The 22,524-nt window shown below is 68.8% G+C and carries 20 protein-coding genes, 1 pseudogene and 1 riboswitch; of the genes and pseudogenes, 5 read left to right on the forward strand and 16 right to left on the reverse strand.

Translation table 11 applies throughout. The features are described from left to right. Window positions 1-123 precede the first annotated feature (123 nt). The 4 genes from CFR72_RS06150 to CFR72_RS06165 form a co-directional block, all read right to left on the reverse strand. A complete protein-coding gene (locus CFR72_RS06150; RefSeq protein WP_110913116.1) occupies window positions 124-381 on the reverse strand; it encodes a DUF6587 family protein in 258 nt (85 codons plus the stop codon). 9 nt (window positions 382-390) lie between these two features. Then, window positions 391-2,241 carry a ferrous iron transporter B gene (gene feoB / locus CFR72_RS06155; protein ID WP_110913117.1) on the reverse strand — a complete coding sequence of 617 codons (1,851 nt, stop codon included), beginning with the start codon at window positions 2,239-2,241 and terminating at the stop codon, window positions 391-393. Further along, the gene (locus CFR72_RS06160) at window positions 2,238-2,498 is read right to left on the reverse strand and encodes a FeoA family protein (protein WP_110913146.1); all 261 of its coding nucleotides are present in this window, start codon (window positions 2,496-2,498) and stop codon (window positions 2,238-2,240) included. The genes feoB and CFR72_RS06160 overlap by 4 nt, the downstream gene beginning before the upstream one ends. Before the next feature lie 457 nt (window positions 2,499-2,955). Continuing rightward, entirely contained in the window at window positions 2,956-4,269 is a 1,314-nt protein-coding gene (locus CFR72_RS06165; RefSeq protein WP_208629974.1) for a cobyrinate a,c-diamide synthase, read from the reverse strand. 74 nt (window positions 4,270-4,343) lie between these two features. On the opposite strand from CFR72_RS06165, the gene CFR72_RS06170 reads away from it, so the two are divergent. Continuing rightward, window positions 4,344-5,459: a cobalt-precorrin-5B (C(1))-methyltransferase gene (locus tag CFR72_RS06170; protein WP_110913148.1), complete on the forward strand. Its 1,116-nt coding sequence runs from the start codon at window positions 4,344-4,346 to the stop codon at window positions 5,457-5,459. Between the two features lie 96 nt (window positions 5,460-5,555). On the opposite strand, the gene cobM is transcribed toward CFR72_RS06170, so the two are convergent. The 3 genes from cobM to cbiE are packed head-to-tail and all read right to left on the reverse strand — an operon-like array spanning window position 5,556 to window position 7,959. Then, complete coding sequence (gene cobM, locus CFR72_RS06175) at window positions 5,556-6,308, reverse strand: precorrin-4 C(11)-methyltransferase (protein ID WP_110913118.1); 753 nt, start codon at window positions 6,306-6,308, stop codon at window positions 5,556-5,558. Further along, the gene (locus CFR72_RS06180; protein ID WP_244182189.1) at window positions 6,305-6,718 is read right to left on the reverse strand and encodes a cobalamin biosynthesis protein; all 414 of its coding nucleotides are present in this window, start codon (window positions 6,716-6,718) and stop codon (window positions 6,305-6,307) included. The genes cobM and CFR72_RS06180 overlap by 4 nt, the downstream gene beginning before the upstream one ends. Next, complete coding sequence (cbiE, locus tag CFR72_RS06185) at window positions 6,715-7,959, reverse strand: precorrin-6y C5,15-methyltransferase (decarboxylating) subunit CbiE (RefSeq protein WP_110913119.1); 1,245 nt, start codon at window positions 7,957-7,959, stop codon at window positions 6,715-6,717. The genes CFR72_RS06180 and cbiE overlap by 4 nt, the downstream gene beginning before the upstream one ends. Window positions 7,960-7,985: 26 nt before the next feature. Here cbiE and CFR72_RS06190 point away from each other — a divergent pair. Continuing rightward, window positions 7,986-8,666: pseudogene (locus CFR72_RS06190) on the forward strand (cobalt-precorrin-6A reductase); the annotation flags it as partial. 67 nt (window positions 8,667-8,733) lie between these two features. Here CFR72_RS06190 and cobJ read toward each other — a convergent pair. The 8 genes from cobJ to CFR72_RS06230 form a co-directional block, all read right to left on the reverse strand. Then, window positions 8,734-9,513: a precorrin-3B C(17)-methyltransferase gene (cobJ, locus tag CFR72_RS17995; RefSeq protein WP_110913121.1), complete on the reverse strand. Its 780-nt coding sequence runs from the start codon at window positions 9,511-9,513 to the stop codon at window positions 8,734-8,736. Next, window positions 9,510-10,247 (reverse strand): precorrin-2 C(20)-methyltransferase, encoded by a 738-nt coding sequence (locus tag CFR72_RS06200; RefSeq protein ID WP_110913122.1) that lies wholly within the window; start codon window positions 10,245-10,247, stop codon window positions 9,510-9,512. Before CFR72_RS06200 ends, cobJ begins: the two co-directional genes overlap by 4 nt. Continuing rightward, on the reverse strand, window positions 10,244-10,885 hold the full coding sequence (locus tag CFR72_RS06205) for a precorrin-8X methylmutase (RefSeq protein ID WP_110913123.1): 642 nt from the start codon (window positions 10,883-10,885) through the stop codon (window positions 10,244-10,246). The genes CFR72_RS06200 and CFR72_RS06205 overlap by 4 nt, the downstream gene beginning before the upstream one ends. Then, window positions 10,882-12,111: a precorrin-3B synthase gene (cobG, locus tag CFR72_RS06210; RefSeq protein ID WP_110913124.1), complete on the reverse strand. Its 1,230-nt coding sequence runs from the start codon at window positions 12,109-12,111 to the stop codon at window positions 10,882-10,884. The genes CFR72_RS06205 and cobG overlap by 4 nt, the downstream gene beginning before the upstream one ends. Further along, entirely contained in the window at window positions 12,108-15,497 is a 3,390-nt protein-coding gene (gene cobN, locus CFR72_RS06215; RefSeq protein ID WP_110913125.1) for a cobaltochelatase subunit CobN, read from the reverse strand. The genes cobG and cobN overlap by 4 nt, the downstream gene beginning before the upstream one ends. A gap of 100 nt (window positions 15,498-15,597) precedes the next feature. Next, a complete protein-coding gene (gene cobW, locus CFR72_RS06220) occupies window positions 15,598-16,665 on the reverse strand; it encodes a cobalamin biosynthesis protein CobW (RefSeq protein WP_110913126.1) in 1,068 nt (355 codons plus the stop codon). Then, on the reverse strand, window positions 16,662-17,072 hold the full coding sequence (locus tag CFR72_RS06225; RefSeq protein WP_110913150.1) for a DUF1636 domain-containing protein: 411 nt from the start codon (window positions 17,070-17,072) through the stop codon (window positions 16,662-16,664). The genes cobW and CFR72_RS06225 overlap by 4 nt, the downstream gene beginning before the upstream one ends. 176 nt (window positions 17,073-17,248) lie before the next feature. Further along, a riboswitch (cobalamin riboswitch) is annotated at window positions 17,249-17,519 on the reverse strand. Window positions 17,520-17,537: 18 nt separating this feature from the next. Continuing rightward, window positions 17,538-18,077, reverse strand: a complete 540-nt coding sequence (locus CFR72_RS06230; protein ID WP_110913127.1) for a histidine phosphatase family protein — start codon at window positions 18,075-18,077, stop codon at window positions 17,538-17,540. Between the two features lie 376 nt (window positions 18,078-18,453). On the opposite strand from CFR72_RS06230, the gene CFR72_RS06235 reads away from it, so the two are divergent. Then, window positions 18,454-18,678, forward strand: coding sequence for a CbtB domain-containing protein (locus CFR72_RS06235; protein ID WP_110913128.1), 225 nt, complete (start codon window positions 18,454-18,456; stop codon window positions 18,676-18,678). Between the two features lie 56 nt (window positions 18,679-18,734). Here the strand turns inward: CFR72_RS06235 and acuI are convergent, their stop codons facing one another. Continuing rightward, on the reverse strand, window positions 18,735-19,721 hold the full coding sequence (acuI, locus tag CFR72_RS06240; protein WP_110913129.1) for an acrylyl-CoA reductase (NADPH): 987 nt from the start codon (window positions 19,719-19,721) through the stop codon (window positions 18,735-18,737). Between the two features lie 341 nt (window positions 19,722-20,062). Here acuI and CFR72_RS06245 point away from each other — a divergent pair, with 341 nt between their 5' ends. Further along, window positions 20,063-21,505, forward strand: coding sequence for an NAD-dependent succinate-semialdehyde dehydrogenase (locus CFR72_RS06245; RefSeq protein WP_110913130.1), 1,443 nt, complete (start codon window positions 20,063-20,065; stop codon window positions 21,503-21,505). 126 nt (window positions 21,506-21,631) lie between these two features. After that, window positions 21,632-22,465 (forward strand): nitroreductase family protein, encoded by an 834-nt coding sequence (locus tag CFR72_RS06250; protein ID WP_110913131.1) that lies wholly within the window; start codon window positions 21,632-21,634, stop codon window positions 22,463-22,465. Window positions 22,466-22,524: the final 59 nt, after the last annotated feature.

The following is a 22,524-nucleotide window of genomic DNA, read 5'->3' on the forward strand; positions in this document are numbered from 1 at the left end:
ACATGCGATGACGGCAGGGGGCAGAAAACCGGCCCACACCGGTTCAGGCGTTTCTGATCTGAAAAGTTTTGAAAGAATGCTGGTTTTTGAAACGGGATGGCGCGCGGAGACTGTAGCGACCGGTTATTTCGAACCGGCTTTCTGCTTTTTGTCCGGTGTGCAGGAGGCCCCGGCGCAGCCACTGCATCCGCCACATCCGCCGCCGGTCCGCGGGGTCGCGCGCCGTGCCGCGATGGTGCGCCAGCGTTCGGGCGCGCCCATGCGCTGCAGCGTGGCTGCAATCATGCCCCATGCCGACAGGCGCGCGCGCGGGAACAGCCGTCCCGTCCAGTACAGGGCGCATGCCACGACGGCGCATGCCACAAGGATCGACTGGATCATGCCCCGCCCTCAGAACAGCAGCGCGAGGCGGTAGGTCAGCAGCGCCATCACATAGGCCAGCGCGAACAGGTAGCCCGCCGTGATGGCGACCATGCGCCACGATGCGGTTTCGCGCCGGATGACCGCAAGGGTCGCGACACATTGCGGGGCATAGACATACCATGCCAGCAGCGACAGCGCGGTCGCGACACTCCAGTGCGCGGGCAGCAGTTGCCCCAGCATCGCCGCCTGGTCCGTATCGGCGCCCGCATCCCCGATGGCATAGACGGTCGCAAGCGCGCCGACCGCGACCTCGCGCGCCGCCAGGCCGGGGATCAGGGCGACGCAGATCTGCCAGTTGAAGCCCAGCGGCGCGAAGACCGGTAGCATCAGGTGCCCGATCCGCCCCGCAAGGCTCCAGTCGATGGCGGGGCCGGTGGCCCCTGCGGGCGGCGCGGGGAAGCTGGACAGCGCCCACAGCAGCACCGTGAGCGAGACGATGGTCGTGCCCACGCGCATCAGGAAGATCCGCGCGCGTTCCGTCAGCCCCAGCAGCAGGTCACGCGGGTTGGGCAGGCGATAGGCCGGAAGCTCCATCAGCAGCGCCGCCTCCTGCCCGCGCCCACCACGCCGCGCGATGCGCGCCACCAGCAGGGCGGACAGGATACCCACCGCATACAGCCCGAACAGCACAAGCCCCTGCATGTTCAGGAACCCCCACACGGCGCGGTGGGGAATGAACGCCCCGATCAGCAGCGTATAGACCGGCAGCCGCGCCGAACAGGTCATCAGCGGCGCGATCAGGATGGTCACCAGCCGGTCGCGCGGGTTCTGGATGGTGCGCGTCGCCATGATGCCAGGCACCGCGCAGGCGAAGCTCGACAGCAGGGGAATGAAGGAACGCCCGCTCAGCCCCGCAAGCGACATGACCGGGTCAAGCAGGAAGGCCGCGCGGGGCAGGTAGCCCGATTCCTCCAGCACGAGGATCCACAGGAACAGGATCAGGATCTGCGGCAGGAAGGTCACGACGCTGCCCGCGCCCGCGATGACGCCATTGACCAGCAGGCTGCGCAATGCGCCTTCGGGCAGCAGGTGGCCCACCTGTTCGCCGATCCAGCCCATGCCCGCGTCGATCCCGTCCATCAGTGGCTGCGCCCAGGCAAAGACCGCCTGGAACATCACGAACAGCAGCACCGCAAGGATCAGCGGCCCCCACACCGGATGCAGCACCCAGCGGTCAAGCCGCTCCTCCAGTTCGCTGGAGACCGGATGCGCGCGGGTGACGCAGTCGGCCAGGATACGCCGCACGACGGCATGCAGGTCCGTATCCGTGGGCAGGGGCACGGGCGGCGGCGGCAGTGGCGCGTCAAGCTGCGCCAGCAGGTCGCGCGCGCCATCGCGGCGGATCCCCACGGTGGCGACCACCGGCACGCCCAGTTCGGCGGCAAGGCGGGGCAGGTCGATTTCCATGCCCTTGCGCCGCGCCGCGTCGATCATGTTGAGCGCCAGCACCATGGGACGGCCAAGCTGGCGCATTTCCAGCACGAAGCGCAGGTGCAGGCGCAGGTTCGTCGCGTCGGCCACGCACACCAGCAGGTCGGGCGCGGCCTCCCCGCGATAGGTCCCGGCGCAGATGTCGCGTGTCACCGCCTCGTCCGGGCTTGTGGCGACAAGGCTGTAGGCGCCGGGCAGGTCCAGCACCCGGATGTCGTGCCCCTGCGGCGTGGTGAAGCGGCCTTCCTTGCGCTCCACCGTGGCGCCGGCATAGTTGGCGACCTTCTGCCGGCTGCCGGTCAGCAGGTTGAACAGCGCCGTCTTGCCGCAGTTCGGGTTGCCCACCAGCGCGATGCGCAGGGTGCGGGCCGGGGTGATCATGTTCATGGGTGTGACCCGGGCTGTTGGCCGGGGACGTGGACGATCACGCGCGCGGCCTCGTCACGTCGCAGGGCAAAGCGGGTGAAGCCGATGCTGACCGCGATCGGGTCGCCGCCCATGGGCGCGGTGGCCACGACGCGCACGGGTTCGTCCGGGACGAAGCCGAGTTCGCGCAGGCGGCCCGCCACCGGGTCGGGGTGACTGGCGTCTTCCACCCGATCAATGATGGCCTCCATCCCGCGTGGAAGTTCATTCAGTCGCATCTGTATCTCGCACACATACCCATATGGTATGGCGCGCCCAAAATGAAACAGGCCGGCCCGGGACCTGACAGGTTGCAAAGGGGCCATCCAGCAGTCCCGCCCGGGTCATGGCCCCGCGGATCGTCCAGTGGGCGATCCCGATGGCTGTGACCGGCGGGCATCCCTGCGCACCAGTCGCCGCAGGCAGCCGGCGCGCTGGCGCAGCGTTATGCGCCGGGAACGGGGTTTTTGAAACAGCCTCTAAGAATTAATCTTAATTTTTGGCACCAGCCTTGTCCATCGGCTTCCGGGCCTGTTGTAAGGGACCGCCCGCGCAACATCCCGAAAACCGGCAACGGGTTTTTGGGGAAGCGTTCTGAAAAAGCTTCGAAGGACGCCAGATTTTTGAAAGGAACTGGCCTCATGAAACGCCTGTCCCCCGGACACTCACGTCGCACTGGGAACCGTGTTTCGCACCTCAGCCATGCCGTGCCAGCACATGAAAGAACGTGCCGCTGACATTGCCGCGCATCCCCCCCGCCATGCCCCGGTCCTCCCCATTGCCATCGCGCAGATCCACCAGCGGCGTGTCGGTGCCGGGGGTGGTGATGGTGGCATAGTGGAATTCGTGCCCGCGCAGGTGCGTGCCCGCAGGCCCCAGCGCGCAGTCATGGCGCAGTCGTGCCGCGCGGTAGCCAAGGTTCATCCGCCGCCGCGCGAACGAGGTTTCATGGTCCAGCAGCCCCACCATGGCATGTGTCCGCCCGTCGCGGTCGGTCAGGCTGGCCCCCAGCGTCATGAACCCGCCGCATTCGCCATGCACCCGCCGCGTGCGGGCGAAATGGCGCAGCCCGGCGTGAAAGCGCGTGGCGGCGTACAGGCGCGCGGCATGCAGTTCGGGATATCCCCCCGGCAGCCAGCAGGCGTCGCATTCCCCGTCCGGGGCCTCGTCCGCCAACGGGGAGAAGAAGCGGATCTCCGCCCCCATTTCGCGCCATCCCATGACCATGTGCGCATAGAGGAAGGAAAAGGCGGCGTCGTTGGCCACCGCGATCCGCTGTCCCGGCGGTGGCAGGGCGATGGCGGGCGTTGCCGGTCGCCGATACCGGCCCGCCGCCAGCGCCAGCAGCGCGTCAAGGTCGAGGTCGCGTTCCGCCTGCGCGCCCAGTTGCGCCAGCAGGGCCGCAAGCCCGTCATGTTCACGCGCCTGCACCAGGCCCAGGTGGCGTTCGGGCATGCGCAGGTCGGGATTGCGCATGAACGCGCCCAGCACCGGCAGGCCGATGGCCTCGATCGCGCGGGTCGCCATGGCGCGGTGGCGTGGGGAGCCCACACGGTTGAGGATCACCCCCGCCACGCGCACGCCGGGGTCCAGCCGTGCAAAGCCCAGCGCGGTCGCCGCCGCCGACTGCCCCTGTCCCGATACGTCGAGGACAAGGACGACCGGCAGGTCGAAACGCGCCGCGATGTCCGACGGCGCGCCGCGTGCGCCATCGGGTGTGTCCAGCCCGTCGAACAGGCCCATCGACGCCTCCACCACCACCACGTCCGCTGCGTGCCGGGCGCGCGCCATCACCGTGTCGAGCAGGGCGGGCGGCATGGTCCAGCTATCGAGGTTGAGGCCGGGGCGGCCGGTTGCGGCCTCATGAAAGGCGGGGTCGATGTAATCCGGCCCGGTCTTGGCCCCGTCCACCCTTACGCCACGCGCGCGCAGGGCGGCCATGATCGCCAGTGTCAGCGTGGTCTTCCCCCCGCCCGAACGGGGGGCCGCGATCATCAGTCCCCGTGCCATCACGCCTGCCATCGTGTGTCCCTACCTGCTACATGCTGTTCCATCATGGTCCCCGCCCATACTGGAACGCCGCGATGACACATACCCGCAACACCCCCGATCCGGCCAGCCTGCGCCGGGGCTGGACCACAGGAAGCTGCGCCACGGCGGCGGCGCGGGCGGCATGGGTGGCGATGCGGGGTGGCGATTTCCCCGATCCCGTCACCATCACCCTGCCCGCCGGGCAGGAAGTGGCCTTCAGCCTCGCCGCCCATGGCCATGACGGGGCGGGTGGCGCATGGGCGTGCGTCATCAAGGATGCGGGCGACGATCCCGACGTGACGCATGGCGCGCTGGTCCGTGTCGATCTGGCCCCCGCCGCGCCGGGGACGGGCATCACCTTTCGCGCCGGTCCCGGCGTGGGGACCGTAACCCTGCCGGGCCTGCCGATCGCGGTGGGCGAACCTGCGATCAACCCCGTCCCGCGCCGGATGATCCGTACCGCCCTGAATGAAGGGGGCGGGCGGGAGCCGGACGTGCAGGTCACGGTTTCGGTCGCCGATGGCGAACGCCTTGCACGCCGCACGCTCAACGGGCGGTTGGGGATTGTCGGGGGCCTGTCGATCCTGGGGACGACGGGCATCGTCGTGCCGTTTTCCTGCGCCGCGTGGATCGACAGCATCCATCGCGGCGTGGACGTGGCGCGTGCCATGGGGCTTGTGCATGTGGTCGGCTCCACCGGCGATGTGTCCGAACGCGCGGCACGGGCGCTGTACGGCCTGCCGGAGGAGGCGATGATCGAAATGGGCGATTTCGCGGGCGGGATGCTGAAATACCTGCGTCGCCATCCGGTGCCGCGCGTTACCGTGGCCGGTGGGGTCGCGAAGATCAGCAAGCTGGCGCATGGGTTCCTTGACCTGCATTCACGGCGCGGGCGCGCGGACATGGCCGAACTGGCCCGCGATGCCGCGCGTGCGGGGGCGGATGCGGACCTTGCCGCACGGATCGCGCGGACCCATACGGTCGCGGCGGCGTTCACGCTTACGGCAGCAGCGGGGATCGACCTTGGCGCCGTCATCACGCGCCGGGCGTGGGGTGTGGCGCGCGATGTGCTGGCGGGCAGTGGATGCGCCCTCGACATCCTGATGTTCGACCGTGCGGGCACGCTGGTTTCACGCCATGGTCCCCGTCCGGCCGATGAAGACGGATAAAACTGATAGAAGTTTCTGGGTGCCCCCTTTTTCCAAAAAGGCGGCGTCTTTCGAAGCTTTTTGAAAAAAGCTTCACCAAAAACTTCTTTAGGTTTTTTATGAGCGGAAGCGGCGGTGGTAGTCGGGGTTATAGAGCGCGCTTTCGCGGAAATCATGCTGCCCCAGCGCGCGTCCCACCAGCACGAGGGCCGTGCGTTCGATGGGATGTTCCGCAAGTTGCGCGGTAATCGTGCCCAGCGTCCCGCGCAGTACCACCTGGTCGGACCATGTGGCGCGGGCCACGATCGCCACGGGGCAGTCCGCGCCGTAAAGCGGGGTCAGGTCGGCCACGATCTTGTCCAGCGCATGGATCGCAAGGTGGATCGCAAGGGTCGCGCCCGTTGCGCCAAAGGCCCTGAGCGTCTCGGTCTCCGGCATGGCCGACGCCCGGCCGCTGACACGGGTCAGCACGACGCTCTGCGCGACTTCGGGCATGGTCAGTTCACGGCCCAGCACCGATGCGGCGGCGGCAAATGCCGGGACGCCGGGTGTCATGGTCCACGCGATGCCGTGGCGGTCGAGCCTGCGGATCTGCTCCGCCACGGCGCTATAGACCGACAGGTCCCCCGAATGCAGGCGCGCGACATCGTGGCCCGCCGCGTGGGCCGCGACATATTCCGCCTCGATCATGTCCAGCGTCATGGGCGCGGTATCCACCAGGCGCGCATCAGGCGGGCAGTGGGCCAGCATTTCGCGCGGGACGATGGACCCGGCGTAAAGGCAGACCGGGCATCGCGCCAGCAGGTCGCGCCCGCGCAGGGTCAGCAGGTCGGCGGCCCCGGGACCTGCGCCGATGAAATGTACGGTCATGTATGCTCCGTTCGTGCAATGGCGCATGTGACGCGCCGGAAGGCCATGCGCGCCACGACCAGGCGCGCCCCGTCTCCCGCCGCCACAAGGGCGCAGCCTTCGGCGACCGAGGCGACACCGTGCGCCGCCATAACACGTGACGAACGGGTGACGCAACGTGGCTGCGCCGCCAGCAGGTCGGCGTGGGAGACAACGCGCAGCGGTAGGCCCGCCTGTCGCGCCGCCGCGTGCAGGGCGGCGCAGTCGGCGCGGAAATCGGGAATGGCGATCAGTCCGGGCCGGCAGTGCGCCCGGCCGGTGGCCTCATGCAGGAGGGCGAGGATATCGTCCGCGTCGCATCCGCTGCCGCACCCGATGCCCGCCACGCACAGGCCCTTCGCATGCGTCGCCGGTGTCGTGGTCGCGTTCATGCGGCGGGACGGGTGGCCGCGTACTGGGTGACCGTCATCGCCGGGCGGAAGGCGGACTGCGTGCCGACCTGTTCCACCCGTTCGACGCGCAGGCGCGAAAGGCTGCCGCCCCAGCGCGCATGCGCGGCCAGCAGCGCGGTCTCGCCTTCCAGGGTGACGGCATTGGCCACCAGCCGGCCGCCGGGACGCAGGGCGTCCCATGCCCCCTCCATCATGCCCGGATTGCCGATCCCGCCCCCCACGAAGACCGCATCGGGACGCGGCGTCTGCCGGTCATGCAATGCGGCAAGGGTCTCCAGCGCGCTGCCTTCGACAATGCGCAGCGCGGGCGTGCCCAGCGTCAGTGCATTATGCGCGATGCGTGCGGTACGCTCGCGGTTGCGTTCGATGGTGACGGCACGGTTGGCGGGATGGCACAGCATCCATTCGATGGCGATCGACCCGGCCCCGCCACCGATATCCCACAGCATCTCGCCCTGGCGCGGGGCAAGGGCGGACAGGGTGGCGGCGCGGATCTCGCGCTTGGTGATCTGCCCGTCATGGGCGAACATGTCATCCGGCAGCCCCGTTGACAGCGGCAGGACCATCGCGCCGGGTTCGGCCACGACCTCGATCCCCATCAGGTTCAGCGGATTGATCCCTTCCGCCGTGCCCGCCGCCAGCGCGTCCGCGCGCATGTGCACGTGGCGTTCATAAGGACCGCCCAGCGCCTCGAGCACATGGATGACGGAGGGGCCAAAGCCGCGCGCCGTCATCCATTTCGCCAGCGTCACGGGCGAACGCCCGTCCGCCGACAGCACGATCAGGTGCGCGCCGGTCTGCAATGCGGGGGCCACCACCTCCATCGGGCGGCCACAGATCGACAGCACCGTCGTATCCTGCCGCGCCCATCCCATCCGCGCACAGGCCAGCGTGATGGAAGACGGGGCCGGGATGCAGGTCATCTCCCCCACCGGTATGTACCGGCACAGTGTGACGCCGATGCCAAAGCTGAACGGGTCGCCCGACGCCAGCACCACCACGCGCCGCCCGCGCCAGCGCAGCATGCGTTCGATCCCTTCGGATATGCTGGTGGGCCACATCAGCCGTTCGCCACGCATCAGCCCTTCGACCAGCAGCAGGTGCCGCCGTCCCCCCACGACCAGTTCGGCCGCGGCGATCAGTGCCTGCGCCACTTCCGACAGGCCCTCGACACCATCTTCGCCAATGCCGATAACATGCAGCCATGCGGGATGGGTCATTTCAGTCTCCTTGGGGGGTGGCAACGATGCGGGTACTGGTTCTGGGCGGCACGACGGAGGCACGGCTTCTGTGCCGCAGGCTCGAGGCGCCGGGATCCGGTTTCGCGGCCACGCTCTCCCTCGCCGGGGTGACGCGCGCGCCCGTCCTGCCACGGATGGAGGTGCGAATCGGCGGTTTCGGCGGGGTGGAAGGGCTCGCGCACTGGCTGTCGCACAATCGCGTGGCGGCCGTCATTGATGCAACGCATCCTTTTGCCGCGCGGATCAGCGCCAATGCGGTTGCGGCCTGCGCGCGCGCGGGCGTTGCGCTGGCGCGGGTGGAGCGGCCCGCATGGGCCCCGTCGCCTGGCGACCGCTGGACCATGGTCCCCGACATGGCGGCGGCCGCGCGCGCCATCGGCCCCGCGCCGCGCCGTATCCTGCTGACGATCGGGCGCAAGGACCTGCTGGCGTTTCGCGACGTGGCGGCATGTGGGCATACGTGGCTGGTGCGCAGTGTCGATGCCCCGGACCCGGCCCTGCTGCCCATGGGGGCGCGCACGATTCAGGCGCGCGGCCCCTTCGACGTGGCGGCGGAGGACGCGCTGCTGCGGCGCGAGGGGATCGACCTGATCGTGACGAAGAATTCGGGTGGTGCGGCAACGGTGGCGAAGCTTGAGGCCGCGCGGGCGCTGGGGATTGCGGTCATCATGGTGGAACGGACCGCAGTACCCCCCGCGACCGTGGTGGGGGACGTGGGGCATGCCATGGCGTGGCTGCGGTCGCGGCCGTCATTCACGAGGGATCGACCCTGCGCGACGTATAGAGCCATGGCTGCCCCTGCGGGCGCGGGATCAGGTGCGTGCGTTCGCAGCCGATCAGGACCAGCGTGCTCATGTCCACCTGTTCGGGATCGGCATGGGCGAGGTCATGCAGGATGACGCGTTCATCGGGGCGGCCGATGGCGCGGGCGAAGGCAACCGGGACGGTGCCGGGCAGCACGGCGCGCAGCACGTCGAATGCCTCCGCCAGTTGTCCGGGCCGGGCCTTTGAACGCGGGTTATACAGCGCGATGACGAACCCCGCACCCGCCGCGGCGCGCAGGCGGTCATGTACCACCGCGCGCGGCTTGAGGTTGTCCGACAGCGACATGACGCAGAAATCCCCGCCCAGCGGCGCGCCAAGGCGGGCGGCGGCGGCAAGGACGGCGGACACGCCGGGGATGACCTGCACGTCGATGTCGCGCCATGCGGCGGGACCGTGGTCGATGGCCTCGAACACGGCGCTGGCCATGCCGAACACGCCCGCATCCCCGCCGGAGACGACCACCACCCGCCGTCCCGCCAGCGCCAGTTCCAGCGCATGGCGCGCGCGTTCAAGTTCGACGCGGTTGTCGGTGGCGTGGCGCACCACGTCCGGCCCCGCCACGGCGCGCGCGACATAGGGGCCATAGCCGATCAGGTCCGTCGCCTGCGCCAGTGCGGCGGCTGCCTGTGGCGTCACCTGCCCCGGCGCGCCGGGGCCGAGGCCGACGATGAACAGGCAGGGCTGGGAAGGGGGAGGCGTCTGGGTCATCTTACACCTGTGCGTCCGGGCACGAGGATGATGGAAAAATACGGCGCGCGTTCGCCCGCGTCCGACAGGGGCATGCAGCGCTGCTGCGCCTGTGTCGCGCGTTCGACATAGACCGCCCGCCCGTCGCGCCCGGTGCGGCGCAGGGCGTTGCGCACCTTGGCCATGTTGCGCCCCAGCTTCATGATGACGGCAGCGTTCGCGCGTTCCAGCCATGCGCACAGGCTGTCCTCGTCCAGTGTCGCGGGAATGACGCACAGCACGTCATCGCCATGGACCATCGGCACCTGCGCCTGCGACCAGCACCCGGCCATGCCGGTGATCCCCGGCACGATCTCGCAGCGAAAGCGTCCATGCAGGCGGTCGAACACATACATGGCCGAGCCGAACAGGAACGGGTCCCCCTCGCACAGGAGCGCCACGTCGCGCCCGGCGTCGAGGTGGGTTGCGATGTCTTCGGCGCAGCGGTCATAGAATTCGGCCATCCGTGCGGGATAGCGCGGGTCGCTGACGGGGATTTCCACGGTGAAGGGATAGGCGAAGCGCAGCGCGATGACGTCGGGGGATAGCAGGTCGCCCGCGATTTCACGCGCATGGCCGGTGCGGTCATGGCGGGCGAACCATGCCGCGACCGGGCTTTCGCGCAGGATCCGCGCCGCCCTGAGCGTCAGGAGTTCCGGGTCCCCCGGTCCCATGCCGACAATGGACAGGCGGCCGCGTGCGGGGGCGGTGTTCATTCCGCCTCGCACGCAAGGGCGTTGACGGTGGCTGCCGCCATCGCGCTGCCGCCAAGGCGCCCGCGCACGATGATGAACGGCAGGTCCCCGAATTCGGCCAGTGCCTCCTTCGATTCGGCGGCCCCGACGAACCCGACCGGCATGCCGATGACCGCCGCCGGGCGCGGGGCACCCGCCTCGATCAGTTCCAGCAGGTGGAACAGCGCGGTCGGCGCGTTGCCGATGGCCACCACCGCGCCCGCCATGTCATCGCCCCACAGGTCGAGGGCGGCGGCGGAACGCGTATTGCCGATCCGCCGCGCGATGTCGGGCGTGCGCGGGTCGCGCAGGGTGCAGATGACGGCATTGTCGGCGGGCAGGCGGGTGCGGGTGACGCCACGGGCCACCATTTCCGCATCGCACAGGATGGGCCGCCCCGCCCGCAGCGCGCCCTGTGCCGCGGCGGTGAAATCGGGCGACATGCGGATTTCGCGTGCAACATCCACCATGCCGCAGGCATGGATGATACGTACCGCCACGCGGGCCTCGTCCGGGGTAAAACCGCTCAGGTCGGCCTCAGTGCGGATGGTCGCGAAGGAACGGGCATAGATCGCCGCCCCGTCATGGATATAGTCATAAGACCGCGTGGTGCCGGTCATGCCGGTGTCTTCTCCCCGTTCTGGTGTTGTGGTGTATCGGCCGAGGCACGCCCTTCATGCAAGAGGGCGCGTACCTGCGCCACGCCCAGCCCCCGCAGGAGCGGTGCGTCGGCAGCGCGGGCATCGCGGCACAGGTCGTAACCCGTCCCGTCCGCCACCAGCGTGATGTCGCAGCGCCCGGGATTCGCGCATCCCTTGGCACATCCCGAGACATGCAGCCGCAGGCCCGCAGGCACGTCGGCGGCCAGCGCCAGTGCGTCCGCACTCACGTCAGCCTCCGTGCAGGCGCAACCCTGCCGCCCGATGCACGCGACGATACGCAGACGCGGGTCATGTGGGTCCGTGACGAACCCGCCGAGGTCCGGTGCAGTGGTACGTCCCGGCAGCACGATGGCCCGCCCCGGTCCCATCCGCAGGACGCCCGTGCCATCGCTGGCGCACCCTTGCGCCAGTTGCGACAGGTCGGCGGCCATCATCCGGCCCAGCGGCGGCGTCACCCCGTAACATCCCACCGGCAGCGCACCGACCAGCGGCGGCAATGGCGGGGCAGGGCCGTCATCATGGGCCTCGGCCGGGATGCCGGCCTGCGCGAACAGGGTCATGCCGATGTCGCGCCGACGCAGCGGGCGGGCGGTGCCCCCGACCTGCACGAAGGCTTCGGCAAGGCGGATCATCAGGCCGGGGATCGCATCGGGCGCGCAGGCAGCGCGCGCATTGCCGCAGGTGATATGCCAGCGTCCGCCATGGGCGCGCGCGGTGATGTCGGCGCGGATCGCGCCTGCGGGCACGTATCCGCCGCCATCCACCCCCATGACGAATTTCGCGGGCAGTGTGGACAGATGGGTCGCCGCCGCGAGACGCGCATCAAGCGCGCGGGCAATGGGCAGGGTCCGCGCGTCACAGGCCGGGTCCAGCCCCGCCAGCGGCGACACCAGTACCGCGCGCCGCCGTTCGGAGGCGTCCTCTCCCCCCAGTCCGCAGGTACGCAGTTCGCATGCGAACCGTGGCGCGGTGTCGGGCGAAAAGCCGCGCAGTTGCAGGTTCCCCCGGCTGGTCAGTTCGATGCGCCCGTTGCCAAGGCGTGTCGCGGCATCGGCGATGACCCCCGCCTGCGCCGCCGTCAGTTGCCCCAGCGGCGGGCGCACGCGCACCAGCCAGCCATCGGCGGCCTCCATCGGGGTATGCAGGCCGGGGCACCATCCGCGTACGGTGGGGGACGTGCTCATGCGTCGGGGTCCAGCAGCATCGCTGCGCTGTTGGAACGTGGACGCCACAGGCCCTGCCGCTGCGCCTGCGCCAAGCGGTGGCGGATGGCGGCGCGGGCGTCGGGGTTGGCGGTGGCAAGGAAGCGGTCCATTTCCGCATCATTGGCGATCGCGGCAAAGACAAGGTCGAACTGCCGGTCGAAGCGCGCGGGCACGGTGGCGGCGAAGGCATGCAGGGTCGCCACCCCACGCGCGATTTCCGCCGCCCCGCGATAGCCATGGCGACGCATCCCCGCAAGCCATGCCGGGTTGGTCAGGCGACCACGCACGACGCGCGCGACCTCCTGCGCCGTGGCGCGCAGGCGCGGGGTGTCGGGGCGGGACGTATCGCCATGCAGCATGCGTGGCGTCCGGCCAAGGGCGGCGGCGGCAGCGGCCATGCCGCCCGCATGGGCCGCGATGTCCGGGCTTTCGAGGATGTCGATTTCCGCATGGTCCTGCACATGCAGCATGACGTCGGCGGCCCGGATGCGGCGTTGCATGGCGTCGTCGTCGCGCGTGCCCTCCCGCGTGCCGCCATAGGTCCATGCCGATCCCGCCATCCACGCGCGGCCCAGATCGTCACGCCCGTCCCACCCGTCGCGCGCCAGCATGTCCTCGATCCCGGTGCCGTAACAGCCCGGCGCCGTGCCGAAGATGCGCGCCGTCGCCCGCAGCCGTGCCGCCCCCGTCAGGCCGCGCACGCCATGGGCCAGCGGGTTGAGGGCCGGGTCCTCGTCCCGGTCGGCGATGGCCTGCACCGCCTGCTCGAACAGGGCGATCTGCCCCGCGAACGCATCGCGGAACAGGCCGGAAATGCGCAACGTCACGTCCACGCGTGGACGGTCCAGCACCGCCATGGGAATGACCTCGATCCCCCGCACGCGGCCCGATCCGCTGTCCCAGACCGGGCGCGTGCCCATCAGCAGTAGTGCAAGCGCCAGGTCCTCGCCCCCCGTGCGCAGGCTGGACGATCCCCACAGGTCGATGATGATGGAAGACAGGTGATCGCCTTCGTCCTGCAGGTGCCCCTCCAGCAGCAGGTCGGCGGCGCGCTGCGCCAGCACCACGGCGGAGCGGGTGGGGATGGCGCGCGGGTCCATCGCAAACAGGTTGCGCCCCGTCGGCAGCACGTCGGCGCGCCCGCGCGTGGGGGCGCCCGACGGGCCGGGCGGGACCATGCGCCCGTCCAGTCCCCGCAGCAGGGCGGAGGCCTCCGCCGCGCCGCAGTCATGCAGCCGCTCTTCAAGGTCGGCCGGCGCATCCGCCCCGCAGGCCAGCGCGATGGTGGTCGCGAGTGCGCGGGCATGCGGCGGGGGACGGCCGAAGACATGAAGCCCGTCGCGGATCTGGAGGTCCTTCACGTCGCACAGATAGGCATCCAGCCGGGCCAGCGCCTCGTCCTCATCCTCGTCCGGGCGCGGGCCGCTTTCGTCGAGCAGGCCGAGGTCCCCCGCGCGTTGCAGGATTTCCCCGCGCAGGATCGCGCCGCGCCTGCGGTCCAGTCCGTCGGCGGCGGCATATTCGTCGATCAGCCGTTCCAGTTCGGCGGTGCGGCCATCGCCATGGCCTGCCGCCATGACCGGGGGCGTCATGTGGCCGATGGTCACTGCCCCCAGCCGCCGCCGCGCGGTCGCGGCCTCGCCGGGGTTGTTGACGATGAAGGGATAAAGGACCGGCATCCCGCCTGCCAGCAGGGTAGGCCAGCATCGGGCCGAGGGCGCTGCCGCCTTGCCCGGCAGCCATTCCAGCGTGCCATGCGTGCCCAGATGGACCATCGCGTCGGCCCGCACCCCATGGCGCAGCCACAGGTAGAACGCGACATAGGCATGGCGTGGCGGCGTGTCGGGGTCGTGGTACCAACTTTTGCGGTCCAGCTTCGACCCGCGATCAGGCTGCAGCGCCATCGTGACATGGCCCAGCGTCAGGTGACGCAGGCACAATGCCCCGTCCACCACCGATGGATCCTCGGCAGGCGTGCCCCAGCATGCGGACAGGGCGTCGCGTGCTTCGCGCGGGAGGGTGGCGAGCAGCGCCTCATACCGCGCCAGCGTCATGAACGGCGTGGCCGGCGCGCGCGCCAGCAGGTGCGCCAGTGTCGCGCTGTCGGGCAGGGTGTCGTTACCCGTGTCATATCCTTCCGCGCGCAGCAGCGTCAGCAGGACCGACAGGCTGGCGAAACTGTCCAGTCCCACGGCATGGCCCGCCTGCCCGTCGCCACCGCCGTCACGCTGTGCGCCGGGATAATCCGACAGGACGATCGCCACCCGCCGCGCGGCGGGCGACAGGTGGGACAGCCGCGCCCAGCCTTCGGCACGGGCGGCGACGATTTCCAGCCCCGGGGGATAGGGGACATGGCGCGCGGGCAGGCCGGGGGCCGTTTCCTCCTTGAAGGAGATCGGCGCGCCGGGCATCCGCCCGTCAAGTTCGGGCAGCACCACCTGCATCGCAAGGTCCGCCTGCGACAGGCCGCGCGTGCTGTCGCGCCATGCCGCCTGCGTCACGCCGGGCTGCAGCGCCTGGATCACCGGCACATCGGCGATATCGAGGGCGGAGATGTCCGTCTCCTCCCCCCGCGCGGAAAAGAACGTCACGTTGACGATGACATCGGGCGGCGCATCCGTCAGCCAGTCGTGCACCATCGCCGCACATGTCCGGTCCTTGAGCGAGGCGACATAAAACAGGTCCGCCCCGATCCCGTGGTGCGCCAGCGTGTCCGACAGGGCAAGGATGGGGGCGATGTCACCCGCCAGCAGGTGGCTGCGATAGAACACGACGCCCGCGCGCAGGGGCAGCGCCGGGTCCGCCGCGCGCAGCAGGCCGGCAGGTGGCAGGGTTTCGGGCGGGGGCGTGTCCGGCGCCGTCTCCGCCATGTCACCCTGACGCGCGAGGCCGGCCATCAGGCGCAGGGCTGTGGCCATGTTGCGTGGCCCCCCCGCGCGCAGCAGCGCATCGAGGTGGACCAGTGTCGGGGCGGGAATGGTCGATAGCGCGGCAAGGCGCGGGTCGGGGCGTGCATCGCCTGCCACCAGCGCCAGCGGGATGCCACCATCGCGGCAGGCGCGCGACAGTTCCTCCACCCCGTAGCGCCAGTATTCCATCCCGCCAAGCAGCCGTACCACCACGCAGCGCGAACGCATGAGGGTATCGGCCACGTACAGGTCGATCGACATGGGATGGAGCAGGCGCGACAGGCTGGTGATGCGCACCGTGGCGTCACCCGCCGCCACGGCATCGGCCGCCGCACGCAGGGCGAGCAGGTCGCTGTCGGAAAATGACAGGAACACGATGTCGGCGGGCGCATGGCCGAGGTCTTCGGCCACCGCGTCCTCGTCAAGGCTGCGGACCTCACGCGCCAGGAGATGCATGTGCGTCGTCTCTGTGTTTCGTGCTCATGGTCATCGGCTCATGGCGGTTGCAACGGCATCAGGGGGCGTTGATGGAAAGTGAAAGTTTTCAGACAGTCTTTCAGGCCTGTTGCAGGTCCGCCTCGATCGCAGCGCGTGGCAGGCCCTTCTGCCCGATGATGACAAGGCTGCCGGTGCGCGGCGCGCCTTCGGGCAGGGGACGGTCGAACTGGTGGCGGAAACGGCTGCCCACGCCCTGCACCGCAAGGCGCATCGGCTTGCCCCGCACGGCGGCGAATCCCTTCATGCGCAGGATGTCATATTTTTCCGCCACATGCGCCAGGTGCGTGACAAAGGCGTCGGCGCTGTCCTGTTCGGGGATGGGGGCGACGAAGCTTTCGAAATCGTCATGCTCATGCTCGCCCCCTTCCGCGTCGTGGTGGGAGGGACGGGCCGACAGGTCATCTTCCGCCGCCGCATCCATGCCGAGCAGGACGACGGGGTCCACCTGCCCGTCCACCGCATGCACGATCTTGACCGCGCGGGGGATCTCCGCACGGATCTCGCGCTCCACCATGGCGATCTGTTCGGGCGTCATCAGGTCGGTCTTGTTGATGACCACCATGTCCGCCGACAGCAACTGGTCCTCGTACACTTCGGCAAGGGGATTGTCGTGGTCCAGCGACGGGTCGGCCTGGCGCTGGCGTGCGATCTCGTCGGGGTCATCGGCGAAACGCCCGGCGGCGACGGCGGGGCCATCGACCACGGTTATGACGCCATCGACGGTCATGCGCGTGCGCACCGTGGGCCAGCCAAACGCCTTGAGCAGCGGCTTGGGCAGTGCAAGGCCGGAGGTCTCGATCACGATATGCTCCGGCGGCTCGGCCCGGTCGAGCAGGGCCTCCATCGTCGGCAGGAAATCGTCCGCCACGGTGCAGCACAGGCAGCCATTGGTCAGTTCGACGATATCCTCGTCCCGGCAGCCTTCCACCCCGCACGAACGCAGCGTCTCGCCATCAATGCCCAGCGTGCCGAATTCGTTGACGACAATGGCGATGCGCCGCCCGCGCGCCTGCGACAGCACATGGCGCAGCAGCGTCGTCTTCCCCGCGCCGAGGAAGCCGGTGATGACGGTGACCGGCACCTTTGCACGGGCGGCAGGGGCACGGGAGGGGGAGGGTGTGGTCATGAACTTTGCTCCGTCAGGAGGGAGGCGGGAAAACGGCCCAGCACCATGTCCGACAGCGAGGCCGGGCGGCGCGAGGGCATGACGCTGCCGCTGCGTGAGGCGGCATAGGCGGCAAGGTAGGTCATCAGGTCGTCGGCCTTCTCCGGGCCTAGATGGCCGAGCAGCCATCCCCATTTCCCCGGCATGGCGACGACGGCGGTGCAGCCACGGTCGCACGCGGCAAGGCATCTGACCTCATGCACCACGACACTGGTGCCCTGCGCGCGTTCGCGCATCGCCTCGTGCAGGTCGCGCCCGGGTGGTGGCGCGCCGACCGGCAGGCCGCGCAGGCAGGTGACGCAGACATGGATGTGGATGGCAGGGGTGTCGGAACCCGGTGGGGGAAGGGGGACGTCGCCTGTGGTCATTGCACGTTCATCCTGCGCTGTCGTCGCATCATCCCGGATGGGGATGTGGACATGGCCGGGGTGCATCGACCGTGCGGCATCACGTACGATGCGCGGCGCGGACATCAGGACGTCATCGCATTCCAGGCACCCCGCCGGACCTGCGACACCAGTAATCGTGCCATGTCCCGCAAGGGCAGGGCATGACGATGATGGCAGGTCTCCTGACTTGTGGCCGGGACAGGGACTGGGGTGTCCGTGCCCGCGCGTCCGGCGTCTTCCCGGCCATGGGGGCCAGTGACGTGCCGCGCCATGTCGGACATATGCCGGACACGGGCGACCTGCCGGGCGCTTGACGCCACTTACAGTTGCGGGGGCAGCGACGGCATTGTGTGCGGCGGCCTGCCGCGCCACGCACCGTACTTCCCTGTTTCATCCCTTGCGGGAACCATCACGCGGGCTTTTATACGCCCCCGCCATGCAGAGTCAAAACGCTGCAATGCCCCCTGTTTCACGCACCCGCCATCGGTTGTGGAATGTCAGGACGGTCCGTGTGTATGGCGCGATGTCGAGGGCCGCGAACGCCGCCGCATCCGCGCCAAGCGTCGCCAGAACAAGCGCGCGTATGACCAGCGCATCCGCGACAAGCGCCATTTCCCCGCGATCGGTGGGACAGCATGACAGCCATGCCGCCGCGCGCGCCAGCACGTCGCGCAGGCTTTCGCCCCCCGGTGGGGCGAAGTGCGGGTCCGTGATCCACGCCGCCATGTCCTGTGCGGGCAGGTCACGCAGGGCGCGCCCCTGCCATGCGCCATGGTGGCGCGCGCGCAGGGCGGGGTGGGGCAGGGGCGTGCGCCCGGTCCAGCACCCGACCTGTGTGGCAGCGTCATCGCCACAGGTGACGGGGGTATCCGTACACCAGCGCGCGGCCTGTCCGGGGGGCAGGGCGGGCAGGTCGTCATGGGTGGGAATGATGGCGCGGCGCAGGCAGTCGGGCGCGGGAAGGGACAGGCAGGTCAGGTGCATGGCGGGCTTTGGTTTCGTGTGCAGGAGAAGGCGTGTTCTTTTTTGAAAAAAGAACCAAAAAACTTCTGTTTGCTTAAGAGATTGTCTGAAAATGCCGTTCGGAAGACATCTGGTGGATTTATAAAAGTTTTTGGTGAAGCTTTTTTCAAAAAGCTTCAAATAACATGGAATTTTTGAAAAAGATTCCACCCAGAACTTTTTATGTTCTCCTCCGTCAGCCCGCGCGACGCAAACACTCTGCGTTCTTGCATCCACAAAGGGAAGTCATGGTTCCCTGCCACCGACCATGCATGCCCGCTGCCCGGTGTGAAGCGTTTGCCGATGGTCGCGAAATCGGTTAGTCGGGGATCACGACTGATCAGGGAGTGCATTTGCCATGAACCACACATCTTCCGTCCTGCCCACGGGCGGCCTGTCCTCCGCACCTGCCGCGATTCCGGTTCGTGACCTGCTGCCCTGGGCGGCGTTCGGCCTCGTGATCGCGTCACTGCTGCTGTATTTCGTCGGCGCGGAACAGGGCGCGACCTCGCTGGTGTCGGGACATTATGTCCATGAATTCGTCCATGACGGACGCCACCTGCTCGGCTTCCCCTGCCACTGATCCGTTCCGGCGCCTGCCTGTCCTGACGCCCGTGCGTGTGTCAGGACGGTGCGGGCCTACCCCTCGCGCGTGTTGACGACGATGCGGCCGCGGATGTTGCCCGCAAGCAGTTGCGGCGATGTCGTGATCGCCTGTTTCAGGGTGATCTCCGCGCAGATCGAATCGACCAGTGCGGGGTCGAGGTCACGTTCCAGCCGTGCCCATGCGGTCATGCGCTGCTCCCGCGGGCACATCACGCTGTCGATCCCGCGCAGGGTAATGCCACGCAGGATGAACGGCGCGACCGTCAGCGGCAGGTCCATCCCCGCCGCCAGTCCGCACGCGGCGACAACGCCGCCGGGCCGCATGCTGGCGCACAGCGCGGCAAGCACCTTTCCCCCCGCGACATCGATGGCCCCGCTCCACCGTGCGCTCTGTAGCGGGCGGGGGGTATAGGTCAGGGCCGAACGTCCCACGACCTCGGCCGCGCCCAGCCCGCGCAGGTAGTCCGTCAGGCTGTCACGCCCGGTCACGGCCACCACCCGATATCCCAGACGCGCCAGCAGGGCGATGGCGATGCCGCCCACGCCGCCCCCCGCCCCGGTCACGACGATGTCGCCATCGCCGGGGGTGACGCCCCCCTTCTCCAGCGCCATGACACACAGCATCGCGGTATAGCCGGCCGTGCCGATGCCCATGCACTGCCGCGCGGAAAAGCTACGCGGGCGTGGCAGCAGCCATTTGCCATGCACGCGCGCCATCTGCGACAGGCCACCCCAATGCTCCTCCCCCAGTCCCCAGCCATTGGCGATCACCTGGTCGCCGGGGCGATGGACGTGGTCGTCCGAGGCGAGGATTTCCCCCGCCAGGTCGATGCCCGGGATCATGGGGAAACGCCGCACCACCGGGCCACGCCCGGTAATCGCCAGCGCGTCCTTGTAATTGAGGGAGGAATAATCGACGCGTACCGTAATTTCGCCTTCCGGCAGGTCGGCGGGATCAATGCTGCGTACGCTGGCGCGCGATCCCGCGCGGGTCTTGTCGATCATGATGGCGTTGAACATCGGCGCGCTCTCCGGCGGGTCATGGCAGGCAGGGATGTTCCCCTGTCCAGATTGCGGTCCGTAACCTGTGGCGGATCAGGATAAAACGAACAGATATCAATAAGTTGTACAATTTCAGGAGAGGTCGTCCGCCGCGCCCCGTCCGCACATGGGGGCCGTGTGGGCACGCGGCCGCCGGGCGTGCGGACGCGCGATAGGCGCAGGTTTTGCGACGCCTGTGCAGCGACATCCGCGTGAACTGTCTGTTTTGTGATCTGGATATGTGCTGCGCTGGTGCGCTCATGCGAATATGGCGCGACATGTGCGCACATGATGGATCGGGTAACGAAAGCAGGAAACCGATGACAGCCTATTGCAACACACAGCTCTATATCGACGGGTCATGGACCGATGGCGCGACGGGACGCACGATCGACGTGATCAACCCCGCCACGGCGGAGGTGATCGGCCATGTCGCCCATGCCACGGCGCAGGACCTGCGCCGTGCGCTGGATGCGGCGGCCCGTGGCTTTGCGACGTGGAGTCGCACCTCCCCGCTGGAACGCTCCGACATCCTGCGCCGGGGGGCCACGCTCCTGCGGGAACGCAGCGGCGACATCGCGGCCCTGATGACGATGGAACAGGGCAAGCCCGTGGGCGAGGCACGGATCGAACTGCTGGCCGCTGCCGACGTGCTCGACTGGATGGCCGAGGAAGGCCGCCGCACCTATGGCCGTATCGTCCCCGCCCGCACGCCGGGCGTGATGCAGGAGGTGATCCGCAGTCCCGTCGGGCCGGTGGCCGCGTTCTGCCCGTGGAATTTCCCCGTCAACCAGGTCGCGCGCAAGGTGGGGGCGGCGCTGGCGGCGGGATGTTCGATCATCGTCAAGGCGGCGGAGGAAACCCCGGCGTCGCCCGCGGCCTTCATCCGCGCGCTGGCGGATGCGGGTGTGCCGGCGGGTGTGCTGGGGCTGGTCTATGGCACGCCTGCGGAGATTTCGGAGACGCTGATCGCCGATCCCGTCATCCGCAAGGTCACGTTTACGGGGTCCACCCCGGTGGGCAAGCACCTTGCCGCCCTTGCGGGCGCGCACATGAAGCGCGCGACGATGGAACTGGGCGGCCACGCGCCGGTCATCGTCAGCGCCGATGCGGACATGGACCGCGCGGTGTCGCTGCTGGCAGGGGCGAAGTTCCGCAATGCGGGGCAGGTGTGCATCGCGCCCACGCGGTTCCTGGTCGAACGCCCCGCCTATGACACGTTCGTCAGCCGTTTTGCCGAGGTCGCATCGGGCCTGCGCGTGGGCGATGGCCTGGCGGAGGGGACGCAGATGGGGCCGCTGGCCAATGTGCGGCGCGTGGACATGATGGAAACGCTGGTGGCCGACGCGCTGGAACAGGGCGCGCGCCTTGCCGCCGGGGGCAAGCGCATCGGCAATACCGGCTATTTCTTTGAACCTACGGTCCTTGCCGATGTCACGACCGACATGCGCATCATGAACGAGGAACCTTTCGGCCCGATCGCGCTGATGGCGCCGTACGATACGCTTGATGCCGCCATGGCGGAGGCCAACCGCCTGAATTACGGTCTGGCGTCGTATGCCTTTACCGGGTCGGGGCGTACGGCGGCCATCCTGCGTGACCAGATGCGCGCGGGCATGCTGACGATCAACCATATCGGCCTGGGCCTGCCGGAAATCCCGTTCGGGGGGATCGGGGATTCGGGCTATGGCTCCGAAGGCGGGACGGAGGCGCTGGAGGCCTATCTGGACACGCGCCTGGTGACGGTGCGGGCGTACGGCTGACGGAACGTTCCGGATCAGGCGTGCGCGTAAAAGGGGGCTGGTGTGACATCGCGTGGCTACCGCTGCGCGATGTGATCGTGATGAGGTAGCCTTTCATTTGTCCTCGTACAAGCAAGGGGTACCGCCATGGTGGATGCACCGACTTCATCTTCATCGCTGGCCGACCTGTGGAAAGCACGTTACCGCCAGCCGCCGCCCGATGTGGCATTGCCCGAAAACACGGTCGTGCGTGGCCTGATGGCCCATCGTTCCGTGCGCGCCTTTTCCCCGGCCCCCGTGCCGCAGGGCGCGCTGGAGGCGGCGATCGCGGCGGCGCAGTCGGCATCGAGTTCGTGCAATTTCCAGGCATGGAGCGTGATTGCCGTCACCGACCCGCAACGCCGCGCGCGCCTGGCGAAGCTGGCGGGGGATCAGGCCTTCATCGCGCAGGCGCCGCTGTTCCTTGTGTGGGTGGCGGACCTGTCGCGGCTGGAACATGTGGCCGATGCGCGTGCGCAGCCACATGTGGCGCTGGATTACCTCGAAAGCTTCACCATGGCGGTGGCCGATACGTCATTCGCGGCACAGAACGCGGCGGCGGCGTTCGAATCCTTCGGCCTTGGCATCGTCTATGTCGGCGCGGTGCGCAACGAACCCGGTGAAATCGCCTCCGAACTGGGCCTGCCGCCGCGCACTGTCGCCGTCTTTGGCATGTGCGTGGGCCATCCCGACCGCAAGCACCCGACCGCGATCAAGCCGCGCCTGCCGCAATCGGCGGTGCTGCATCATGAGAAATATGCGGGTGGGGAGGCGGAAGTCCCGGCCTATGACGCCACCATGACCCGGTTTCGCACCGAGCAGGGGCTGTCACCACAGGACTGGTCCACCACCGTGATCGGGCGCATCCGCGATGTGCAGGCGCTGCACGGGCGCGACCGCCTGCGCGAGGAACTGGTGCGCATGGGGTTCGAACTGCGCTAGGATCTGGGAGTAAAAGTTTCTGGGTGCCGCCTTTTGATCGAAAAAGGCGGTGTCTTTCG

This window comes from Gluconacetobacter entanii (assembly GCF_003206495.1).
Lineage (GTDB): Bacteria > Pseudomonadota > Alphaproteobacteria > Acetobacterales > Acetobacteraceae > Novacetimonas > Novacetimonas entanii.